Below are 21,723 nucleotides of genomic sequence, written 5' to 3' on the forward strand. Positions count from 1 at the left end.
CATATTGCACGACCATTTTGCAGCAGTCGTCGGTGATAACCTCCAGAAACGACTTTGTAACAGGTCTATTTCCTACATTTAAAACAGAAACGTCCGCAACTCAATCCGAGCTGGGGTTGGGTCGCGCTTTGTTCTTCGCATGAGAAGTAAGGAGCGTCACGCCGTGCATGCCATCAGCTTTATCCAGGATCTGGCGGTGATCATGCTGGTTGCCGGTGTAGTCACCATTCTCTTTCATCGTCTCAAGCAGCCCGTCGTGCTGGGCTACATCGTCGCCGGCTTCATCATCGGCCCCCACACCCCGCCATTCGGCCTTATCCACGACGAAGACACCATCAAGACGCTCGCCGAGCTCGGGGTGATCTTCCTGATGTTCTGCCTGGGCCTGGAATTCAGCCTCGGCAAGCTCTTCAAGGTGGGCGCCACGGCGTTCATCGCCGCGTTCCTGGAAATCGTCCTGATGATCTGGATCGGTTTCGAGATCGGCCGCTGGTTTGGCTGGAGCACCATGGACTCGCTGTTCCTCGGCGCGATCCTGGCGATTTCCTCCACCACCATCATCGTCAAGGCGCTCAATGACCTGAAGATGAAGAACGAGCGCTTCGCCCAACTGATCTTCGGCGTGCTGATCGTCGAGGACATCCTTGGGATTGGCATCATCGCGCTGCTCTCCGGCATCGCTGTCAGCGGCACGGTCAGCTCCGGCGAAGTGTTCTCCACCGTGGGCAAGCTGTCGCTGTTCATGATCGTTGCGCTGGTGATCGGCATCCTTCTGGTTCCGCGGCTGTTGGCCTACGTGGCGCGCTTCGAAAGCAATGAAATGCTGCTGATCACCGTGCTCGGCCTGTGCTTCGGCTTCTGCCTGCTGGTGGTCAAGCTGGAATACAGCATGGTATTGGGCGCCTTCCTGATCGGCGCGATCATGGCCGAGTCGCGGCAACTGGTGAAAATCGAGCGCCTGATCGAGCCGGTGCGTGACATGTTCAGCGCCATCTTCTTCGTCGCCATTGGCCTGATGATCGACCCGACGGTGCTGGTGGAGTACATCTGGCCGATCGTGGTCATCACCATCGCGGTGGTACTGGGCAAGATGCTGTCCTGCGGCATGGGGGCCTTTATCGCCGGCAACGATGGTCGTACCTCACTGCGTGTCGGGATGGGCCTGTCACAGATTGGCGAGTTTTCCTTCATCATCGCCGCGCTGGGCATGACCCTGCAGGTGACCAGCGACTTCCTGTATCCGGTGGCCGTGGCGGTGTCCGCCATCACCACGCTGCTGACACCGTACCTGATCCGTGCCGCCGATCCGCTGTCGATCAAGCTGGCCAAGGTGGTCCCGAGCCGTTTGTCCCGGGTGCTGTCGTTGTATGGCGAATGGCTGCGTAGCATTCAGCCGCAGGGTGAGGGGGCGATGCTGGCGTCGATGATCCGGCGTATCCTGTTGCAGGTTGGCGTGAACCTGGCGCTGGTAGTGGCGATCTTCTTCAGTGGTGGTTATTTCGCCGTTCAGATCGGGACCTATCTCACTCACTGGCTGCCGGATATCGGTCAGCAGAAGGCGCTGATCTGGGGCCTGGCCTTGCTGCTGTCGCTGCCGTTCCTGATTGCCGCGTACCGCAAGCTCAAGGCGCTGTCGATGTTGCTGGCGGAAATGGGCGTGAAGCCGGAAATGGCCGGCCGTCATACCCAGCGCGTGCGCCGGGTGATCGCCGAGGTCATTCCGCTGCTGTCGCTGTTGGTGATCTTCCTGCTGCTCTCGGCATTGTCGGCGAGCATCCTGCCGACCAACGAGCTGCTGCTATTGATCGCCGTGGTGGCGGCGGGTGTGGTCGCGTTGCTCTGGCGCTGGTTCATCCGGGTGCACACACGGATGCAGATCGCCTTGCTCGAAACCCTCGAGAACCAGAAAGAACACCATCACTGAGGCGCGCAGCGCAGTGGCCGGTCGCGCCACTGCGCCCAGGCTGCGGCCCAGCCTTCCGCATGATTCACTCCCGGAAGGCGGACACTCTCGATGCAGGCGGCGGGGCCGAGTGCACTGCGGTAGTGTTCATAGAGCGCTGACGGCACCGTGCGGTCGCCTAGGCCGAGAAAGTGTCGCTGCGCGACCCGAGCTAGCCGTCCCGAGTGATCCAGTGGTTCCAGCGAACCGTGCAGAGGGCTCAAGCCCAGGCTTTGCGTCCACTGACGCGGGCTGAGGTTGCCGGCCAGGGTCTGCACCACCGCGATGTCGTCGCGTTTTGCGGCGAGCAACAGCGCCAATGCCGCGCCGCCGGAGTAACCGATCAGCTCGAAATCCCGATTGCCATAGTGCTGCCGAATACGGTCCAGGGCCTGGTCGAGGCTGTCGAGTGCCGCCTGGCCGAAACGCTGGTCGGTCCAGACCACGGGTTTGCACGCCGGGCTGCTGACGAACTGACAAGGCCGCGCGAGGTACACGCTCGGTTGGGGATCGCTCATTGCCAGGCGGGCCAGCAGCAGTGTTCGCGGGCTGGGGTCGAGGCTGGGTTGGGTTGCGGTCGCCCAGGCATGGCCATCGCCTTCCAGATAGACACGCAATCGGCTGCCGGAGGGGCGCGCTAGCGGGAGGCTCATGGCGAGGGGAAACGGTCGGGACGACTCGAGGGTGACGCGGTGGGCGTGCTCGGTGCTCAGTTCCTGCAATTGCGTCAGAGGCGCCTGACAGCCTGCGAGCAGCATCAGCGTAAATGACAGCAACCAGCGAGGATGAATCGACATCGAAGACCCGTAAACGGCGAGGGGGCTTCCTGTGCGTGCGGGACGTATGTCCGAGGGGATGGAGCGGTAGCGACCCGCCACGCACAGGAAGACGCGGCGGATTCTACGAACATTGATGGCCAAGAGCCATTAATTTGTATAAGGGAATTGATTCAGCTTTCCAGCCAGACATCCCGCACCCAGTGCCACACCGACTCCCAGCTTTCTTCGGTGACGATCTCTTCTTCGCCGGACCACAGCACCACGGTGCCGTCTTCCTCGACGCAGTAGTAATCGTCGCCGTCCTGGCAGATTGGAATCAGGTCGCGCGGCACGCCGGCGTCCCAGGCGTTGGCGGCAACTTCCGGCAGGTAGGTATGGGACTGTGGATCGGTGACAGTCACCGGCTCCAGGCTGCCATAAACCACATCACTGACGGTCAGCAGGAATTCCTTGAAGACAAACGGAATATTGATGAACAACTCTTCTTCGATTTCGACCAGTTGGTCTTCGTCGGGTAGCTCAAGCGGTACCGGTACCGGTTCGTTGGCCTCACGAAGCTGTTCGATGACTTCTTCCACGGTGCTTGTCCTCTGTGTCCTGACCTTTTCAAAGCGTTGCGCGTTATACCCTAGTAGGGCAGTGCGCTAAAAGCAAAACCCCGGGCAAGCCCGGGGTTTTTTCTGTGCGGCGCCTCAAGATCAGCCGTTCTGGCGGATACCTGCGACCAGCCAAGGCTGGTTCTCGCCTGGGGCACGCTCCATGTTCCAGCTTTCGCTGAACACTTCGCCCTTGTCGAAACGCGACGTCTTCGACACACCACTGAAGGTCAGGGTGGCGATGGTCTTGTCGGCACGATCGTCGACACCTTCGAGCTGCACTTGCAGGTCATCGATGTAGGTGGACTGGAAGGTGTCACCCAGATCGGCACGCTCCTGCTTGAGGAACTGCAGCATCTGTGGGGTCACGAACTCGGCGATCTTGTCCATCTCGTTGGCATCCCAGTGCTGTTGCAGCGACTGGAAGTGGCTGCGGGCAGCCGCCAGGAAGTTTTGCTCATTGAACCAGGCCGGGGCGTTGATCACCGGGCGGGCGGCCGCGGCAGGTGCGGAGCCACCGAAGATCGACGGCTGGGCAGGCTGCTCGTAGGCTTCACGCTGATACGGCGGGTGGCCAGCGGCTGCCATTTGTGGCTGCTGCTTGCGACGGCGCGCGGCGATGAAGCGGAAGACCAGGAACGCAATCAGCGCCATGATCAGGATGTCGAAGATCTGCATGCCTTCGAAACCATCGCCCATCAGCATGGAGGCCAGCAGGCCACCTGCGGCGATACCGGCCAGCGGGCCGAGCCATTTCGAAGCGCCGCTGGCGGCGGCAGGAGCACGGCCTGGCGCGTTCGGGGTGGCGGCAGGGTTGGCAGGGGTGGCCTGACGGGCCTGGTGCGTCGGTGCGGCGCCCGAGCTCTTGCCGCCGCCGAAGCGCTTGGCGTTGGCGTCGAGGCTCATGGTGAGACCGATGCACAGCGCCAGGGCGATGCTGAGAAAACGTTGCATAGAAGGGTATTCCCGTTTGTGGATTACACGCGCGCCATGGTGCACAGGTTGCCTGACACATGACCAGCGACAACATGTTTCCATCTTTTGCCTGAAAAGTCTGACCGCCTACACAGCAGGCCATGGGCCTGTCCTTCTTCTATAGAAGGAAAGGCCCATGTCGATGGTCGGATTTGTCTTTTAGATAGCTTCGAGCTTGGCGTAGCCGAGCATCAGCCACTTGCTGCCTTCGGCGAAGTTCACCTGGACCCGGGCCTGGGCACCGGAACCCTCGAAGTTGAGGATGACGCCTTCGCCGAATACCGCGTGCTGGACGCGCTGACCGAGGTTGAAGCTGGTCTGCGGGATGTTGGCGTTGGCGAACAGGCTGTTGACGGTCTGTTTCTGCGCGCCGGAGAAGGGCCGGCTGACACTGTTGGACAGGCGCACTTCCTGGACCAGACCTGCGGGGATCTCGCGTACGAAGCGAGAAACCTTGTTGTAGGTCTCGCTGCCATATAGACGTCGGGTTTCCGCGTAGGTCATGACCAACTGCTGCATGGCGCGGGTGATACCCACGTACGCCAGGCGCCGTTCCTCTTCAAGACGGCCAGGTTCTTCCAGGCTCATCTTGTGCGGGAACAGGCCTTCTTCCATCCCCACCAGGAACACATGAGGGAATTCCAGGCCCTTGGCGCTGTGCAGGGTCATCAACTGGATGCTGTCTTCGTGCTCGTCGGCCTGGGCATCGCCGGCTTCCAGCGAGGCGTGGCCGAGGAAGGCCGACAGCGGCGACAGGTCGGCATCTTCTTCGGCGCTCTCGAAGTTGCGTGCGGCGCTGACCAGTTCCTCAAGGTTTTCTACCCGTGCCTGGCCCTTTTCACCTTTTTCTTCCTGGTGATAGACGATCAGCCCGGACTGCTCGATGACGGTCTGGGTCATCAGGTGCAGCGGCATGTCCGTGACTTTGGCAGCGAGGTTTTCGATCAGTTCGATGAACGCGCTCAAGGCACTCGCGGCGCGACCCTTGAGGGCTTTGTTGGCGAGCAACTGGGCCATCGCTTCCCACATGGAAAGCTGGGCGTGGCGGGCATGTTCGCGGATGGCTTCGACGGTTTTTTCGCCGATGCCCCGTGGCGGTACGTTGATAACCCGCTCCAGCGCGGCGTCGTTGCCACGGCCCTCCAGCAGGCGCAGGTAGGCCATGGCGTTCTTGATCTCGGCGCGCTCGAAGAAGCGCTGGCCGCCGTAGATGCGGTAAGGAATACGTTCGCGCAGCAGCGCCTCTTCCAAGACCCGCGACTGGGCGTTGGAGCGGTAGAGGATGGCGATGTCGCTACGGGACATGCCGGTCTTCAGCGCGCTTTCGATGGTTTCCACCACGTAGCGGGCTTCGTCGTGCTCGTTGAAGGCGGCGTACAGGCTCAGCGGCTCGCCATCGCCACCATCGGTCCAGAGTTCCTTGCCCAGGCGCCCGCTGTTGTTGGCGATCAGGGCGTTGGCGGCCTTGAGGATGCCGGCGGTGGAGCGGTAATTCTGCTCCAGGCGGATCACTTCGGAATCGGGGAAGTCTGTAGAGAATTGCTGGATGTTCTCGATCCGCGCGCCGCGCCAGCCATAAATGGACTGGTCGTCGTCGCCGACCACCATCAGGCTGTCGCCACCTTGGGCCAGCAGGCGCAACCAGGCGTACTGCACGGCGTTGGTGTCCTGGAACTCGTCCACCAGCAAGTGACGGAAGCGCCGCTGGTAGTGCTGCAACAGGCCGGGGCTGTCACGCCACAGGTCCAGGGCGCGTAGCAGCAATTCGGAGAAGTCGATGACGCCGGCGCGTTGGCAGGCGGCTTCGTAGGCTTCATAGATGCTGCGCATGGTGCCCAGGAACAGGTCGCCATTGACCTGGATGTGCTGGGGCCGCAGGCCTTCGTCTTTCTGTCCGTTGATGAACCATTGCGCCTGACGGGCCGGCCAACGTTGCTCGTCCAGGCCGAGGTCGCGGATCACCCGCTTGACCAGGCGTTGCTGGTCATCGCTGTCGAGGATCTGGAAGTTCTGGTTCAGCCCGGCTTCCTGCCAGTGCGCGCGCAGCAGGCGGTGGGCCAGGCCGTGGAAGGTGCCGACCCACATGCCGGCCGGGCTGATGCCCAGCAACTGCTCGATGCGGTGGCGCATCTCGGCGGCGGCTTTGTTGGTGAAGGTCACCGACAGGATCGAGTGCGGCGAGGCCCGTTCGACCTGGATCAACCAGGCGATACGGTGCACCAGCACACGGGTCTTGCCGGAGCCGGCACCGGCCAGGACCAACTGACGCCCGACCTGCGCGGCTACGGCCTGGCGCTGGGCATCGTTGAGGGAGTTCAACAGGAGAGAGAGGTCATCGTGCATCCGCCCATTCTATGGGGGCAACGGATGCATGGGCAAACCCGTCGGGGAAAAAGATACGCCCGCCGACCGGCCGGTCATCGGACGCAAGCCTTCGCCCGCGCGCTTGAGCGCTCGGCACGGAACAAAAGGATGGGAAAAGGGGGTACGAATTTATGACACAGAGCAGTTTGGCGTGGGCCGATGCTTGTGTATGCTCCGTCCACGTTTGTGGCTCACCATTACAAGAACATTGCCCATGACACTCGCATCTGGCTCCGCGAGCGTGCCAATCGAGGCGCGCCGAGGAATACGCAAGCAGTTCGCCACGCAGCTGGCGGTCGAGCGTACCCGTCTGTTGTATCAAGGTTCTCTGTTGCCAACGCTGTTCATGCTGCTGAACGGTCTGGTCTGCGCGTGGCTGTTGTGGAGCCCGCAGCGTTACCTGCTGGTGAGCATCTGGGTGGTGTGGCTGATGGCGCTGGTGGCCCTGCGGGTAATCCAGGTGGCCGCGTTCGATGCCGCCATGCCCGATCGCCAGGCGAAACCCACCTGGCGCCGGATGTTCCTGTTGGGCTCGGCCTTCAGCGGCCTGACGCTCGCCAGCGCGGCGATCGCGCTTGTCCCTGTGGATAACTTCGTGCAGCAGGCCTGGGTATTCGGCCTGCTCGGTGCCGCGACCCTTTCGGCCAGCGTGGCCTACGCCGTCAGCCTGCCGGCCTTCCTCAGCTTTTCGCTGCCCTGCCTGTTGCCGCCAATCGCCTTCCTGTTCTGGACCGGTGACCAACAACAGCAGGGTTGGGGTCTGCTTGGCCTGATTCTGTTGAGTGCGTTGCTGGTGGTGGCCTGGCAGGTCAATCGGCTGATTGAGCACAGCTTGTTGCGGCGCTTCCAGAACCAGGCGCTGATCGAGCACCTGCAAGCCGCCCACACCCGCAGCGAGCAACTCAACCAGGCACTGGCCGGGGAGGTCGAGCAGCGCCGTGGGGTCGAGGAGCAACTGCGTGAAGCCCAGACGGGGCTGGAGCACCGCGTGTTCCAGCGCAGCGCCGAGCTGGACGCCGCCAACCAGGCCCTGAGCAAGAGCGAGCAGCGTCTGGCCCAGGCCCTGGAGGCGAGTGAGCTGGGCCTGTGGGACTGGAACCTGCAAACCGACGAGGTCCATCACACCCAGCTCATGGAGCTGTTCGGCCTCAATCCCGACGCCGTCAAGGCGATGCTCGTGCATCTCAAGCCGCGCCTGCACCCTGATGACGTGCTTTCACTGAAGCGGACACTGGTGGAGCACCTCAAGGGCCGCACCGACGATTACCGCATCGAGTACCGCTTCCGCCACAACCTGGGCCACTGGTGCTGGATCGAAGACCGCGGTCGCGCCGTGGAGCGCGACAGCAGTGGCCGTGTAATAAGGATGATCGGCACCCGCCGCGACATCAGCGCGCGCAAGGCGCAGGAAGAACAGCAACGGCTGGCGGCGACGGTCTTCGAAGCGGCCAGTGAAGGGATCGCCATTCTCGGCCCGGATTACCAACTGCTGGCGCTCAACCAGGCGTTTTGCCGGATGACCGGTTACAGCCGCGAAGAACTGCTGGGCCGCAACGCCCTGGAGTTGCCCTGCAGCCTCGATGCGCGACGGCACTACGGGGCGATCGATCAAGCGCTGGAGCAGCAAGGACGTTGGCAGGGCGAGCTGGTCGAAGCGCGCAAAGACGGCTCGTTGTACCCGCAGTGGTTGCAACTGAACGGTGTTTGCGACAATCGCGGCAATATCAGCAACGTTGTCGGCTTCTTCAGCGATCTTTCCGAGCGGCGCGAATCCGAGGAGCGTCTGCGCTACCTCGCCCATTACGACGAACTCACCGGCCTGGCCAACCGAGCGCTATTCCGCCTGCGCCTGCACGAGGCGGGGCAGCGCCTGCGTACCAGCGGCCGAAGCCTGGTGTTGATGCATATCGACCTGGACCGCTTCAAGCTGCTCAACGACAGCCTTGGCCATGAAGTCGCTGACCAGTTGCTCAAGCAGATGGCCATGCGCATCGGCAACGCGATGCCCGAGGCCGATACTGTGGCCCGGCTGTCCGGTGACGAATTCGTGGTCCTGTTCGATGGCTACAGCAATCTGTCGAGTCTGGTCCGGGTCGCCACCCGGCTGCTGGACAAGCTGCGGGTACCGGTGCGGGTCGACGGTCATGAGCTGGTGATCAGCGCCTCGGTGGGGATTGCCTTGCTGTCGGACCTGACCCTCGAACTCAATCAATTGGTCAGCCAGGCAAACATGGCCATGCAGCATGCCAAGCACCTTGGCGGCGACAACTTCCAGTTCTATACCGAGAGCCTGCAGGCCAGCACCCTCGACCGCCTGCAACTGGAAAACCAGCTACGCAAAGCCATCGAGGAGCGGCAACTGGAGGTCTACTACCAGCCCAAGGTGTGCCTTGCCAGCGGTCACCTGCACGCCGCCGAGGCGCTGGTGCGCTGGCATCACCCGGCCATGGGGATGGTGCCGCCGGGGGATTTCATCGGCCTTGCGGAAGAAACCGGACTGATTGCGCCCATGGGCGAATTCGTCTTGCGCCAGGCCTGCTGGCAGGCCTGTGAATGGCAGCGTCAGGGGTTGGACCCGATCCGCGTGTCGGTGAACCTGTCGGTCTACCAGTTGCGCCAGGGCAAGTTGGTCAGCCTGGTACGGCAGGTGCTTGAGGAAACCGGTCTTGAGCCGCATTTGCTTGAGCTGGAGCTGACAGAGAGCCAACTGCTGGACAGTGTCGAACACATCATCGCGATCTTCCGCCAGTTGCATGAGCTGGGCGTGAAGCTGGCCATCGACGATTTCGGCACCGGTTATTCCTCGCTCAGCTACCTGAAGCGCTTCCCGGTGGACTACGTGAAGATCGACCAGACGTTCATCCGTGGCCTGAGTGAAGGCAGCGAGGACGCTGCGATCACCCGCGCGATCATCGTCATGGCCCACAGCCTGGACTTGCAGGTGGTCGCCGAGGGCGTGGAAACCCTTGAACAACTCAAGTTCCTGCGCGAGCAGGGCTGCGACGAGGTCCAGGGCTACCTGATCAGCCGCCCCGTCGAAGCCGCCACGCTGGCGCGTCTGCTTCAGGACGATACGGTCTGGTAGGGATCAGCCGTGCCAGGCCCGTCCGTGGCGGGCCAGCAGGCTGTGGGCCTGCTCCGGGCCGTTGGTGCCGGCGTGGTAAGGGCGCGGTGTCTGGAAGTGCTCCTGCCAGCCATTGAGGATCGGGTCGATCCAGGCCCAGGCCGCCTCTACCTCGTCACGACGCATGAACAGTGTCGAATCGCCATCCAGCACATCCAGCAGCAGGCGCTCGTATGCCTCCCAGCGCCGTGTCTGGCCGAACACCTGGGCCAGGTTCAGGTTCAGCTCAACCGGTTCCAGGCGCATGCCCTTGCCCGGTGTCTTGGTCATCATCTGCAAGCTGATGCGCTCGTCCGGCTGTAGCTGGATCAGCAACTGGTTGGCGCGGTCGTCCTCGAACAGCCGATGTGGCACGGGCTTGAACTGGATGACGATCTGCGACGAGCGCTTGGCCAGCCGCTTGCCGGTGCGCAGGTAGAACGGCACGCCGGCCCAGCGCCAGTTGTTGATGTGGGCTTCGACGGCGACGAAGGTTTCGGTGTCGCTGTCGTTGTCCACATCCTTCTCGAAGTAATAGGCCGGCACTTCCTGGCCGCCGATCTTGCCGGCGCTGTACTGGCCGCGCACGGTCTTGTCCTGGACGTCCTGGTCGGTGATTGGCTTGAGGGCGCGAAGGATCTTCACTTTCTCGTCGCGTACCGCCTCGGCCTCGAACTGCGCCGGCGGCTCCATGGCCACCAGGCAGAGCAGTTGCAACAGGTGGTTCTGCAGCATGTCGCGGGTGGCGCCGGCGCGGTCGTAGTAGGCGCCGCGATTTTCCACGCCGAGGGTCTCGCAGACGCTGATTTGCACGTGGTCGATCTGGTTGGCGCGCCAGACCGGCTCCAGCAGCGCGTTGGCGAACCGCAGGGCCATGAGGTTCTGCACGGTTTCCTTGCCCAGGTAGTGGTCGATGCGAAACACCTGGGATTCGTCGAACACTGCGCCAATCGCACTGTTGATGGCGGTGGCCGATTCCAGCGAGTGGCCGATGGGTTTTTCCAGGACGATGCGCGATTCGCTGTCCACCAAACCGGCAATGTGCAGGTGGGTGACGATGGGCACGAACAGGTTGGGCGCGGTGGCGAGGTAGTAGATGCGGGCCAGGCCACCGGGTTCGCCGAGGAAATGCGCCAGGCGACCGAAATCGGCGCTTTGCGAGGCGTCCATGGAGAAGTAGTCGAGGCGGGTGGAGAAGCGGTGCCAGGTGTCTTCGTCGAAGTCGTTGCGGGCGATCTGGGCGCGGCAACGGCGCTCTGCAAGTTTTTGAAAACTATTGCGCGGCATGGGGCTTCGGGCCAGCGCGACGATCCTCACCGCAGGGTGCAGGCGAGCCTCGCGAAACAGGTGATAGAGCGCTGGAAGCAGTTTGTGCAGGGCCAGGTCGCCGGTACCGCCGAAGACCAGAATGTCACAAGGAATAGTCAATACCACCACACTCCTGATTCGTTTAGCTGGGCGGTTCGCTGGTCATGTAGTATAACTACAAGATTGCTACAACCGGTCAGCCGATCATAACCGAGTCCCGCCATTGAATCTGTTGCAACACATCGCCCAGTCGCGCCACCTGCTACGCAAATCGGAACTCAAGGTTGCCGACCACGTATTGCTTGACCCTGCGGCGGTCATGCACAGCTCCATGGCTGACCTGGCGCACAACGTTGGCATCAGCGAGCCGACCATCGTGCGCTTCTGCCGGGCGATTGGCTGCTCGGGCTTCCAGGACCTGAAACTCAAGCTGGCGCAGAGCCTCGCGGCCGGTGCCAGTTTCGGTCAGTTTGCCATCCATGAAGATGACTCGGTCGCCGACTACAGCCTGAAAATCTTCGACACCACCCTGCACACCCTGATGGAAGTGCGCGAGAACCTCGACCCGCAGGCCCTGCAGCGTGCGGTGACCGCCATGGCCCAGGCCCAGCGCGTCGAGTTCTACGGTTTCGGTGCTTCCGGTGCGGTGGCGGCCGATGCCCAGCACAAGTTCTTCCGCCTGCTGCTCAGCGCGGCGGCGTACTCCGACCCGCACATGCAAGCCATGTCGGCGGTAACCCTCAAGCCCGGCGACGTGGCGGTGTGCATCTCCCAGTCCGGTCGTTCCAAGGACCTGCTGATCACCGCGAACCTCGTGCGTGAAAGCGGCGCCACGCTCATCACCTTGTGCCCGAGCCAGACGCCTCTGGCCGAGTTGTCGACGGTCAACCTGGCCATCGATGTCCATGAAGACACCGAAATCTACACCCCGCTGACCTCGCGTATCGCCCACCTGGTGGTGATCGACGTGCTGGCCATGGGCGTGGCCATGGCCCGCGGGCCGAGCCTGGTCAACCACCTCAAGAGCGTCAAGCGCAGCTTGCGTAGCCTGCGGTTGTCGCCCAAGTCGCTGAAAAACGTGGAAGATTGAGCTTCAAGCTTCAAGCCATAAGCGGCTGGAAAGCACGTTCCCCCTGCTTTTCTTGCGGCTTGCAGCTTGTCGCTTGCCACTGCGTTTAACGCCTCTGTCACCCGCTCGCCGTCAAACCGTCAACTTTGCCAGTCAGGCTGAAACTCCCGCACTCGATCAGGGAGATATGCAATGGCTCGTGAACTCGATGGCTCGTATCAGCCCAGCGCCAAATCCCGTAAACAACAGGAAAAAGACCTGCGCCGCATGGAGTATCGCCGCGCGATCGAAAGCTACTGCGAGCAGCGCCGCCTGCTCCAGGACATCACCGACTACCCCGACCTGCAAGCCGTCAATCTGTGGCAGGTATCGGCGGCAGAACCCCAGAGAAACGCTCAACAAGCGCGCTGATCTGCACACGTTCGCTGCGAATGAACGCAAGAAACGCCAAGGCCACCGGCGACTGCCGCTTGGCCTTGGATTGCACCACGCACCAGCTTCGGTACAGCGGCAGTTCTTCCACCGGCAGCTCGCGCAGCACGCCGGTCGCCAGCTCCATATTCAACGCATGACGGGTCAGCAGGGCGATGCCCAGCCCGGCAATCACGCATTCGCGTTGGGCGTCGGCCGAGGCCACTTCCAGCGTCTGGGTGAAGTGCACGCGCTTTTCCTTGAAGTACTCCTCGCAGGCCTTGCGGGTGCCGGAGCCTTGCTCACGCACCAGCAGCGTATGCGGCTCCAGATCCTGCAGGCGCAGGCTGTCCAGCTTGCACAGCGGGTGGTCGGGCGGGGCGACGGCGACGATCGGGTTGTTGAGGAACGGCAGAAACTCCAGGCCCATGTCCTGAGGGACCATGGACATGATGATCAGGTCGTCACGGTTGTCGGAAAGGCGCCGGATCGCCTGGGCGCGGTTGACCACCGTGAGCGTCAGGTTGACCTCGGGATGGAGCTTCTTGAACGCCGCGAACAAGTGCGGCACGAAGTACTTGGCGCTCGATTCGACTGCCAGCTTCAGTTGGCCCTGCAACGAGCCCTGCATGTCGGAAAGCTGCATGTCGAGGCTTTCCAGGCGGCCGAAGATGTCCCGGCTGGCGCGCTGCAAGGCCTCGGCGGCTTCGGTGAGGTAGAGTTTCTTGCCGACGTACTCGAACAACGGCTGGCCGACCAGTTCTTCGAGCTGGCGGATCTGTAGACTAACGGCGGGTTGCGTTAGCGCCATTTCCTCCGCAGCGCGGCTGTAAGAGCGCAAATCGCACACTTCATTGAAGATCTGCAATTGACGCAATGTCATACGCATCAATGACTTACGCATGTTATCCCCAGCCCTTGGCAAAACCTTGTAACAGCACTATAAGCTTTTGCTAATGGAGCCTCTAACAAATATTGATTTTTGTTTATTCACCTACAGCGCTAGGGTGTTTGTGCGACTGGCCAGCTAGCTCTGGTCACGCGCCGACCGGCAGAGCCCGGTTGTTTGTCCAGCGGCTTTGGGAAGAATCCAGTGATAAAAAAAATCCTGATCGCCAACCGGGGTGAAATCGCAGTTCGGATCGTGCGGGCTTGCGCCGAAATGGGTATCCGCTCCGTGGCGATCTATTCCGACGCCGACCGCCACGCCTTGCACGTCAAGCGTGCCGATGAGGCTCACAGCATTGGTGCCGAGCCACTGGCCGGTTACCTGAACCCGCGCAAGCTGGTGAACCTCGCTGTGGAAACTGGCTGCGACGCACTGCACCCGGGTTATGGTTTTCTGTCGGAAAACGCCGAACTGGCGGATATCTGCGCGGAACGTGGGATCAAGTTCATCGGCCCGGCCGCCGAAGTCATTCGCCGCATGGGCGACAAGACCGAAGCCCGCCGCAGCATGATCAAGGCCGGCGTACCGGTTACACCCGGTACCGAAGGCAACGTTGCCGACATCCATGAGGCCCTGCAGGAAGGTGAACGCATCGGTTATCCGGTGATGCTCAAGGCCACGTCCGGCGGCGGTGGCCGCGGGATTCGTCGCTGCAACAGCCGCGAAGAGCTGGAGCAGGCCTTCCCCCGGGTCATTTCCGAAGCGACCAAAGCCTTCGGTTCGGCGGAAGTCTTCCTGGAAAAGTGCATCGTCAACCCGAAACACATCGAAGCCCAGATTCTTGGCGACAGCTTCGGCAATGTGGTGCATCTGTTCGAGCGCGACTGCTCGATCCAGCGCCGCAACCAGAAGCTGATCGAGATCGCCCCGAGCCCGCAGCTCACCCCGGAACAGCGCGCCTATATCGGTGACCTGTCGGTGCGCGCGGCCAAGGCGGTCGGTTATGAAAACGCCGGTACCGTGGAGTTCCTGCTCGCCGATGGCGAGGTGTACTTCATGGAAATGAACACCCGGGTGCAGGTGGAACACACCATCACCGAGGAAATCACCGGCATCGACATCGTTCGCGAGCAGATCCGCATTGCCTCGGGCCTGCCGCTGTCGGTCAAGCAGGAAGACATCCAGCACCGCGGATTCGCCCTGCAGTTCCGGATCAACGCTGAAGACCCGAAGAACAACTTCCTGCCCAGCTTCGGCAAGATCACCCGTTACTACGCGCCCGGCGGTCCCGGCGTGCGTACCGACACGGCGATCTACACCGGCTACACCATTCCGCCGTACTACGACTCCATGTGTCTGAAACTGGTGGTCTGGGCGCTGACCTGGGAAGAAGCCATGGACCGCGGTCTGCGCGCCCTGGATGACATGCGTTTGCAGGGGGTCAAGACCACCGCCGCGTACTACCAGGAAATCCTGCGCAATCCGGAGTTCCGCAGCGGCCAGTTCAACACCAGCTTCGTGGAAAGCCATCCGGAACTGACCAACTACTCGATCAAGCGCAAACCCGAAGAGCTGGCTTTGGCCATCGCCGCCGCCATCGCCGCGCATGCAGGCCTGTGAGGAACCCATAATGTCCAAGAAAATTTTCGTAACCGACACAATCCTGCGCGACGCCCACCAGTCCCTGCTGGCCACCCGCATGCGCACCGACGACATGCTGCCGATCTGCGACAAGCTCGACAAGGTCGGCTACTGGTCGCTGGAAGTCTGGGGCGGCGCGACCTTCGACGCCTGCGTGCGCTTCCTCAAGGAAGACCCGTGGGAGCGCCTGCGCAAACTGCGCGCAGCGTTGCCCAACACCCGCCTGCAAATGCTCCTGCGCGGCCAGAACCTGCTGGGCTACCGCCACTACAGCGATGACGTGGTCAAGGCGTTCGTCGCCAAGGCCGCAGTCAACGGCATCGACGTCTTCCGCATCTTCGACGCGATGAACGACGTGCGTAACCTGCGCGTCGCCATCGAAGCCGTGAAGGCCGCTGGCAAGCATGCCCAGGGCACCATCGCCTACACCACCAGCCCGGTTCACACCATCGACGCCTTCGTCGCCCAGGCCAAGCAAATGGAAGCCATGGGTTGCGACTCCATCGCGATCAAGGACATGGCCGGCCTGCTGACCCCATACGCCACCGGCGAACTGGTCAAGGCGCTGAAAGCCGAGCAATCGCTGCCAGTGTTCATCCACTCGCATGACACCGCCGGCCTGGCCGCCATGTGCCAGCTCAAGGCGATCGAGAACGGCGCGGATCATATCGACACCGCCATCTCCAGCTTCGCCTGGGGCACCAGCCACCCGGGTACCGAATCGATGGTCGCTGCGCTCAAGGGCAGCGAATTCGACACCGGCCTGGATCTGCAACTGCTGCAGGAAATCGGCCTGTACTTCTACGCCGTGCGTAAGAAATACCACCAGTTCGAAAGCGAATTCACCTCGGTCGACACCCGTGTTCAGGTCAACCAGGTGCCCGGCGGCATGATTTCCAACCTGGCCAACCAGCTCAAAGAGCAGGGCGCGCTGAACCGCATGAACGAAGTGCTGGCGGAGATCCCGCGAGTCCGTGAAGACCTCGGCTTCCCGCCGCTGGTGACCCCGACTTCGCAGATCGTTGGCACGCAGGCGTTCTTCAACGTACTGGCCGGCGAGCGCTACAAGACCATCACCAACGAGGTGAAGCTTTACCTGCAAGGCGGCTATGGCAAAGCGCCGGGCGTGGTCAGCGAACAACTGCGTCGCCAGGCCATCGGCAGCGAAGAGGTGATCGACGTGCGTCCGGCGGACCTGCTGAAGCCGGAAATGACCAAGCTGCGCGCTGATATCGGCGGCCTGGCCAAGTCGGAAGAAGACGTTTTGACCTTCGCCATGTTCCCGGATATCGGGCGCAAATTCCTCGAAGAACGCGAAGCCGGCACCCTGACCCCTGAAGTGCTGCTGCCGATTCCGGAAGCCGGCGCCGTGGCCTCGGCCAGCGGCGAAGGCGTACCGACCGAGTTCGTCATCGACGTGCACGGCGAGACCTACCGCGTCGACATCACCGGTGTGGGCGTCAAGGCCGAAGGCAAGCGTCACTTCTACCTGTCCATCGATGGCATGCCGGAAGAAGTGGTGTTCGAACCGCTCAACGAATTCGTCGGTGGCGGCGGCAGCAAGCGTAAACAGGCCTCTGCGCCGGGCCATATCAGCACCACCATGCCGGGCAACATCGTCGATGTCCTGGTCAAGGAAGGCGATACGGTCAAGGCCGGTCAGGCAGTGCTCATCACCGAAGCGATGAAGATGGAAACCGAAGTGCAATCGCCGATTGCCGGCAAGGTCACTGCCATCCACGTTGCCAAGGGCGACCGGGTCAACCCGGGCGAAATCCTGATCGAGATCGAGGGCTGATCAAGCCCTCGGCAGTAAACGGTTAACCTCATGGGGAGCGAATTGCTCCCCTTTTTTTCGATTGGCTATATGCATTTAAATGCAGAAAACCTCAAGAACTCTAAAAATATCTGCACTAAAATGCAGAAATATTACCTGTTAGGTCTCGGGATTTGCACTATATTGCAGATCAGTAGTATTCGCTGACAGAGGCCGCCGGAGGCGTTGGCTGAAGACATCTTCTTGCTGACGCGCAGCACGCCGGCACCGATTGGCAATCTGCGCATCAAGGAGTCGGCCGAGACGCTGGATACCGGCGCCCCGATGGGGTTCAGTTTCGAGGATGTCGTCAGTCGCGATCAGCGCTTTCTGAGTATGCCTACGAGCAGGGCGCGGCTATTGGTGGGGCTACGGGGGCGGGGGGCGGGGCGCCCAAGCTGCTGCTGACAGAAGGACGGAATGGGCAGCTCTATCCGGATGCGGTGCTGAATGACGAACATGCCGCCTGCCACTGGTTTGTGAAGTTTGCTCGTAACCAGGCGCTAGACAACGATCAGACGATCCTGCGTGCCGAATTCCTCTACTACAAGGCGCTGCAACGCCTTGGCATCGATACGGTAGCAACTGCCGAGCTGGACCTGAAAGAGGCTGATAAACCTAGCCTCTGGATGAAGCGCTTTGACCGTCGGATCGGTGCTTCCGGCGTTGAGCGATTGGCGGTCGAGTCGGTGTATTCGCTGGCGGGAGTGACCGAGCCAGGCAGCCGGATGGATCATCTGGAAGTTATCCAAGGGCTGGCCGCCCTGTGGATAAATGCCGGGCAGAAGGATCAGGTGCCTGATCTGGTGGCGGAATATATGCGCCGTGATCTGATCAACAAGATTCTCGGCAACTCCGACAACCACGGGCGCAACACGGCGATCATTCGTGGCGAGGATGCGCTGCGGCTGGCGCCGATCTATGACCTCGCGCCCATGGTGATGGACGCCGAAAGCATCACACGAACCACCAAATGGGCTTCGCCTGTGGAGCATATGGGAGAGGTCGGCTGGCGAGCGGCTTGTCAGTTGCTGGAACCGTTGGTGGATCCGCAACAGGCGTTCGAGCGCTTGCGCCAGGATGCTCGTGGTTTGCTGGCGCTGCCGGATCTGCTGGCGGAGTCGGGTTTGCCGAAGGCGGTCATTGATCATCCGCACATCGCTTTGAAAAACCTTGAACAACGCATGAAGGGCTGGGAGTTGCTATGACGGTTTCGATCGAAATTCGTGGGTTGCTGATCGAAGGCGTGCTGGAAGGTATTGCCGATGGGTCACTGGAGCTGGGCGCTGCGGTGCGCCGGCTGCGGGTCGAAGTCGCGAAGCTGCAGCAGACCCAGTTTGCCCGGATGTGCAAAATTTCCGTGCGCACCCTGATTCAGATCGAGCAGGGGGAAGGGAATCCGACATTGAATTCCCTGAACGCGGTATTCAGGCCGTTCGGTTTGCAGATGGGTGTCCAGAGGCGACCGAACCGGCTTCGGTGATCCGGACACCCTCATTACCGCTGATACCCCTTCCCGTAATGCCGCTCCAACCGCGCCTGCACCAGTTCCAGTGCAAACGACAGCAGCCAGTAAATCAGCGCCGCGGTGGTGAGCATTTCCAGATACCGGTAGCTGGAGCGTCCGTAGGACTGCGCCAGGAACATCACTTCCCACACGCCCATCACCGAAATCAGCGATGAATCCTTGAGCATCGAGATGAATTGGTTAGCCCCCGGCGGGATGATGGTGCGCATGGCTTGGGGCAGGGTGACGTGCCAGAAGATGGTCGCCGGCCGCATGCCCAACGCCAGTGCCGCCTGGCGCTGGCCCTGGGCGACGCCGAGGATGCCGGCGCGGAAGATTTCGCTCAGGTAGGCGCCGTAGTTCAGCGACAGGGCGATGATCCCCGCAGTGATCGCGCCCGGCACCAGGCCAATCTGCGGCAGGCCCAGGTAGAGCAGCATGATCTGGATCAGCAGCGGTGTGCCGCGGAAGAACGAGGTGTAGAAGCTGGCAATGCCCAGCAACACCGCGCTGTTCGACAGCCGCGCCAACGCGGCGGCGAAGCCCAGCACCACCGAGCAGACCATCGAACACAGGCAGAGGAACAGGGTCAGCGCGGCGCCTTGCAGGAAGCCGTTCGGGCCGAGTTTGAAACCGGCCAGATTGGGAAACTTCTCAAGGATGATCGAAAACTTCAGATCAAAACTCAGGAAGAAGCCCACGAACACCAGCAGCAGGACCAGCCAGGTCAGGTAGAGCCGGGCGCGAAAGCCCGGCAGCGGCAAGCCCGCGCGGGTTTCGGCGGGCTTTGGCGGCAGTTGTTGAGCACTCATTTACTGATGTCAGCGCCGATCCATTTCTGCGAAATGCGCGTCAGGGTGCCGTCCTGCTTCAGTTGCGCGAACACATCGCGGACCTTGGCATCCCATTCGGCGTCGCCTTTTTCGATGGCCACCGAGTTCGGCTCCTCATAGAGCGCGGCGCCGGCCAGCTTGAAGCGCTTGTCCTGATCCAGGCGTGGTTTGGCGGTGACCAGGTTGGTGAGGATGGCATCCAGGCGCACGCCGGCACCCAGGCCGAGGTCCTGGAAGGCGACGTTATCGGTGTCGTACGGGGCGATCTGCACCGCTTCGAAGGGGTACTCAAGCTTGGTGTCTTCGGCGCCTTCGATCACCAGGTTCTTGTTCAGGTAGCTCTCGTAGCTGGAGGCGCTGGTCAGGCCGACCTTCAGGCCGTCGAGGTCCTTGGCCGAGTGAATGCGTTCGTCCTTGGCGTTGACCACGATCACCGCCGGCGAGGCGTAGTACTCGACCGGGAAGGCGAACACTTCGGCTCGGGCCTTGCTCGGGGTCATGGAGCAGATGCAGATGTCGTAGCGGCCGCTCCAGCGTCCTGCGGCGATCACATCCCAGGACGGCGTTTCCAGGCGCAATTTCACACCCAGCTTGTCAGCCACGGCCTTGGCCACATCGACGTCGAAGCCGTCCAGCTGGTTCTGTTCATTGAGGAAGGAGAACGGCGGATAGCTTTCCATCAGCACGTTGACCAGCTCTTTGCGGGATTCCACACGGTCCAGGGTGGCACCGGCGAAGGCGTGGGTAGCAGTCAAGGCCAGCAGGCCCGCGCCTAGCAGAGAAGAAAGTTTCATAGGAATCACCGGAAAAAGTTGTAAGACAAAGCCTGTGAGGTATTAGATAGTTATAACAATAGCGGTACTAATACGTTTTATTTATATCTTTAGAAGCAGGTGTTATATGGGCGAAAAGGCGTTGGTCATTCTTGATGGCGGCATGGGCCGGGAGCTGCAGCGCCGCGGTGCGCCGTTCCGGCAACCAGAGTGGTCGGCACTCGCGTTGAGCGAGGCGCCGGAAGCGGTGGTGGCGGTGCATCGGGCCTATATCGAGGCGGGCGCTCAGGTCATCACCAGCAACAGTTATGCGGTGGTGCCTTTTCATATTGGCGAGGAGCGTTTCAAGGCCGAAGGCCGCGCCCTGGCCAGTACCGCCGGGCAGCTTGCCCGCGCTGCGGCGGATGCCGGCCCGCAAGCCGTACGGGTGGCCGGGTCGCTGCCGCCGTTGTTCGGCTCTTATCGCCCTGACCTGTATCAGGCTGAACGCGTTGGCGACGTGCTGACGCCGCTGGTCGAAGGCCTGGCTGACCATGTTGATCTGTGGCTGGCAGAGACCCAGAGCGCCATCGCTGAAGTGCAGGCGATCCGTGCCGGTCTTCCGCAAGACGGCAAGCCGTTCTGGGTGTCGTTCACGTTGCAGGACGAGGATGTCGATGAGGTGCCGCGTTTGCGCTCCGGCGAGCCGGTGGTCGATGCGGCCGAGGCCGTTGCGGCCTTGGGCGTGCAGACCCTGCTGTTCAACTGCAGCCAGCCCGAGGTGATCGGCGCCGCCATCGACGACGCCATCGCGACCTTCAAGCGCCTGGGCGTGGAGATTGCCGTCGGCGCCTACGCCAATGCTTTCCCGCCGCAGCCAAAGGACGCCACCGCCAACGATGGCCTGGACGAATTGCGCGAAGACCTCGATCCGCCCGGTTACCTGCACTGGACGCAGGACTGGCGCCAACGTGGCGCCAGCCTGCTGGGCGGATGCTGCGGGATTGGCCCGGAGCATATCGCCCTGTTGGCCCAGCGTTTGAAGTAACGCCTTACGACGTGGCGCGGCAGGCTTCCAGCGTTCTGAGTTGACCCTCGGGACGCTGGTTGTCTTCGCTCAGCCAGCGCTCGAAGCCGGCGGCAATCGCCGGCCACTCGTCATCCAGGATCGAATACCAAGCCGTGTCGCGGTTCTGGTCCTTGACCACCATGTGCTGACGGAACACCCCCTCGAAGCTGAACCCGAAGCGCTCCGCAGCCCGTCGCGAACGGGCGTTGGCGTTGTTGCACTTCCATTCCAGCCGGCGGTTGCCCAGTTCGAAGGACAGCTTGCCCAGCAGATAGACCGCTTCCGTGCCCTTGGGCGTGCGCTGCATTGCCGCGCCGAAGGCGATGTGGCCGATCTCGATGCGGCCGTGCGCCGGGACGATGGACATCAGGCTGAGAATGCCTTGCACTTGGCCGCTGGCCAGATCGACGACGCTGTAGAACAGCGGGTCGCGGCTGCTGGCGTTGTCTTCCAGCCAGCGGTCGAACGGCGCGCGCTCGCTGAACGGGCCATAGGGCAGGTAGTCCCACAGCAAGCCATCGGCACCCGGCCCCTGGAGCACTTGCCAGAGATCATCGCCGTGCCGGCGCGGGTCGAGTTTCTCCAGGCGGATGAAGCGGCCGGTCAATGGCTCCGGGTGCGGTTCCGTGGCGGGTTTCCAGTTCAGATTCGTACTCATGGGAAGGCTCC

Annotated in this window: 17 protein-coding genes and 1 pseudogene; 9 read left to right on the forward strand and 9 right to left on the reverse strand. The window is 62.0% G+C overall.

What is annotated here, in order from left to right; all coding sequences use genetic code 11:
* Window positions 1–163: 163 nt before the first annotated feature.
* Window positions 164–1,924, forward strand: coding sequence for a cation:proton antiporter (locus NTD88_RS25495; protein ID WP_095158892.1), 1,761 nt, complete (start codon window positions 164–166; stop codon window positions 1,922–1,924).
* On the opposite strand, the gene NTD88_RS25500 is transcribed toward NTD88_RS25495, so the two are convergent.
* The 4 genes from NTD88_RS25500 to uvrD form a co-directional block, all read right to left on the reverse strand.
* On the reverse strand, window positions 1,918–2,739 hold the full coding sequence (locus NTD88_RS25500) for an alpha/beta hydrolase (protein ID WP_262130730.1): 822 nt from the start codon (window positions 2,737–2,739) through the stop codon (window positions 1,918–1,920). The genes NTD88_RS25495 and NTD88_RS25500 overlap by 7 nt on opposite strands.
* A 152-nt stretch (window positions 2,740–2,891) precedes the next feature.
* The gene (locus tag NTD88_RS25505; RefSeq protein ID WP_095158893.1) at window positions 2,892–3,299 is read right to left on the reverse strand and encodes an SMI1/KNR4 family protein; all 408 of its coding nucleotides are present in this window, start codon (window positions 3,297–3,299) and stop codon (window positions 2,892–2,894) included.
* Between the two features lie 120 nt (window positions 3,300–3,419).
* The gene (locus NTD88_RS25510) at window positions 3,420–4,271 is read right to left on the reverse strand and encodes a Tim44 domain-containing protein (protein WP_095158894.1); all 852 of its coding nucleotides are present in this window, start codon (window positions 4,269–4,271) and stop codon (window positions 3,420–3,422) included.
* Between the two features lie 180 nt (window positions 4,272–4,451).
* Window positions 4,452–6,635, reverse strand: coding sequence for a DNA helicase II (gene uvrD, locus NTD88_RS25515; protein WP_262156500.1), 2,184 nt, complete (start codon window positions 6,633–6,635; stop codon window positions 4,452–4,454).
* A 235-nt stretch (window positions 6,636–6,870) separates the two neighbouring features.
* On the opposite strand from uvrD, the gene NTD88_RS25520 reads away from it, so the two are divergent.
* The gene (locus NTD88_RS25520; RefSeq protein ID WP_262156501.1) at window positions 6,871–9,741 is read left to right on the forward strand and encodes a putative bifunctional diguanylate cyclase/phosphodiesterase; all 2,871 of its coding nucleotides are present in this window, start codon (window positions 6,871–6,873) and stop codon (window positions 9,739–9,741) included.
* 3 nt (window positions 9,742–9,744) lie between these two features.
* On the opposite strand, the gene zwf is transcribed toward NTD88_RS25520, so the two are convergent.
* On the reverse strand, window positions 9,745–11,187 hold the full coding sequence (gene zwf, locus NTD88_RS25525) for a glucose-6-phosphate dehydrogenase (RefSeq protein WP_095158897.1): 1,443 nt from the start codon (window positions 11,185–11,187) through the stop codon (window positions 9,745–9,747).
* A 103-nt stretch (window positions 11,188–11,290) separates the two neighbouring features.
* Between zwf and hexR the strand changes: the two genes are divergently transcribed.
* A complete protein-coding gene (hexR, locus tag NTD88_RS25530; protein ID WP_262156502.1) occupies window positions 11,291–12,157 on the forward strand; it encodes a transcriptional regulator HexR in 867 nt (288 codons plus the stop codon).
* A gap of 171 nt (window positions 12,158–12,328) precedes the next feature.
* Window positions 12,329–12,547 carry a PA3496 family putative envelope integrity protein gene (locus NTD88_RS25535; protein WP_095158899.1) on the forward strand — a complete coding sequence of 73 codons (219 nt, stop codon included), beginning with the start codon at window positions 12,329–12,331 and terminating at the stop codon, window positions 12,545–12,547.
* Here the strand turns inward: NTD88_RS25535 and NTD88_RS25540 are convergent.
* Complete coding sequence (locus tag NTD88_RS25540; RefSeq protein ID WP_175653128.1) at window positions 12,489–13,436, reverse strand: LysR family transcriptional regulator; 948 nt, start codon at window positions 13,434–13,436, stop codon at window positions 12,489–12,491. The genes NTD88_RS25535 and NTD88_RS25540 overlap by 59 nt on opposite strands.
* A 204-nt stretch (window positions 13,437–13,640) precedes the next feature.
* Between NTD88_RS25540 and NTD88_RS25545 the strand changes: the two genes are divergently transcribed.
* From NTD88_RS25545 to NTD88_RS25560, 4 genes and pseudogenes are all read left to right on the forward strand, one after another.
* The gene (locus NTD88_RS25545; protein WP_095158901.1) at window positions 13,641–15,056 is read left to right on the forward strand and encodes an acetyl-CoA carboxylase biotin carboxylase subunit; all 1,416 of its coding nucleotides are present in this window, start codon (window positions 13,641–13,643) and stop codon (window positions 15,054–15,056) included.
* A gap of 10 nt (window positions 15,057–15,066) precedes the next feature.
* On the forward strand, window positions 15,067–16,875 hold the full coding sequence (gene oadA, locus NTD88_RS25550) for a sodium-extruding oxaloacetate decarboxylase subunit alpha (RefSeq protein ID WP_095158902.1): 1,809 nt from the start codon (window positions 15,067–15,069) through the stop codon (window positions 16,873–16,875).
* Window positions 16,876–17,070: 195 nt separating this feature from the next.
* Window positions 17,071–18,101 (forward strand): annotated as a pseudogene (locus tag NTD88_RS25555) (HipA domain-containing protein); the annotation flags it as partial.
* Complete coding sequence (locus NTD88_RS25560; RefSeq protein ID WP_262156503.1) at window positions 18,098–18,376, forward strand: helix-turn-helix domain-containing protein; 279 nt, start codon at window positions 18,098–18,100, stop codon at window positions 18,374–18,376. The pseudogene NTD88_RS25555 and the gene NTD88_RS25560, both read left to right, overlap by 4 nt.
* A gap of 14 nt (window positions 18,377–18,390) precedes the next feature.
* On the opposite strand, the gene NTD88_RS25565 is transcribed toward NTD88_RS25560, so the two are convergent.
* Window positions 18,391–19,212, reverse strand: coding sequence for an amino acid ABC transporter permease (locus NTD88_RS25565; RefSeq protein ID WP_262130726.1), 822 nt, complete (start codon window positions 19,210–19,212; stop codon window positions 18,391–18,393).
* Window positions 19,209–20,027 carry an ABC transporter substrate-binding protein gene (locus tag NTD88_RS25570; protein WP_262130725.1) on the reverse strand — a complete coding sequence of 273 codons (819 nt, stop codon included), beginning with the start codon at window positions 20,025–20,027 and terminating at the stop codon, window positions 19,209–19,211. The genes NTD88_RS25565 and NTD88_RS25570 overlap by 4 nt, the downstream gene beginning before the upstream one ends.
* A gap of 106 nt (window positions 20,028–20,133) precedes the next feature.
* On the opposite strand from NTD88_RS25570, the gene NTD88_RS25575 reads away from it, so the two are divergent.
* Entirely contained in the window at window positions 20,134–21,033 is a 900-nt protein-coding gene (locus NTD88_RS25575) for a homocysteine S-methyltransferase family protein (protein WP_095158906.1), read from the forward strand.
* A 4-nt stretch (window positions 21,034–21,037) separates the two neighbouring features.
* Here NTD88_RS25575 and NTD88_RS25580 read toward each other — a convergent pair whose 3' ends face one another.
* The gene (locus tag NTD88_RS25580; RefSeq protein ID WP_262156504.1) at window positions 21,038–21,712 is read right to left on the reverse strand and encodes a GNAT family N-acetyltransferase; all 675 of its coding nucleotides are present in this window, start codon (window positions 21,710–21,712) and stop codon (window positions 21,038–21,040) included.
* Between the last annotated feature and the right edge of the window lie 11 nt (window positions 21,713–21,723).

It is taken from the genome of Pseudomonas sp. 20P_3.2_Bac5, assembly GCF_025466035.1.
GTDB lineage: Bacteria > Pseudomonadota > Gammaproteobacteria > Pseudomonadales > Pseudomonadaceae > Aquipseudomonas.

Bases quoted from the DNA above. Each gene is read 5' to 3' on its own strand.
- NTD88_RS25500 (WP_262130730.1), bottom strand. From the start codon at position 2,739: ATGTCGATTCATCCTCGCTGGTTGCTGTCATTTACGCTGATGCTGCTC.
- NTD88_RS25510 (WP_095158894.1), bottom strand. From the start codon at position 4,271: ATGCAACGTTTTCTCAGCATCGCCCTGGCGCTGTGCATCGGTCTCACC.
- uvrD (WP_262156500.1), bottom strand. From the start codon at position 6,635: ATGCACGATGACCTCTCTCTCCTGTTGAACTCCCTCAACGATGCCCAG.
- NTD88_RS25520 (WP_262156501.1), top strand. From the start codon at position 6,871: ATGACACTCGCATCTGGCTCCGCGAGCGTGCCAATCGAGGCGCGCCGA.
- NTD88_RS25535 (WP_095158899.1), top strand. From the start codon at position 12,329: ATGGCTCGTGAACTCGATGGCTCGTATCAGCCCAGCGCCAAATCCCGT.
- NTD88_RS25540 (WP_175653128.1), bottom strand. From the start codon at position 13,436: ATGCGTATGACATTGCGTCAATTGCAGATCTTCAATGAAGTGTGCGAT.
- oadA (WP_095158902.1), top strand. From the start codon at position 15,067: ATGTCCAAGAAAATTTTCGTAACCGACACAATCCTGCGCGACGCCCAC.
- NTD88_RS25560 (WP_262156503.1), top strand. From the start codon at position 18,098: ATGACGGTTTCGATCGAAATTCGTGGGTTGCTGATCGAAGGCGTGCTG.
- NTD88_RS25565 (WP_262130726.1), bottom strand. From the start codon at position 19,212: ATGAGTGCTCAACAACTGCCGCCAAAGCCCGCCGAAACCCGCGCGGGC.
- NTD88_RS25570 (WP_262130725.1), bottom strand. From the start codon at position 20,027: ATGAAACTTTCTTCTCTGCTAGGCGCGGGCCTGCTGGCCTTGACTGCT.
- NTD88_RS25575 (WP_095158906.1), top strand. From the start codon at position 20,134: ATGGGCGAAAAGGCGTTGGTCATTCTTGATGGCGGCATGGGCCGGGAG.
- NTD88_RS25580 (WP_262156504.1), bottom strand. From the start codon at position 21,712: ATGAGTACGAATCTGAACTGGAAACCCGCCACGGAACCGCACCCGGAG.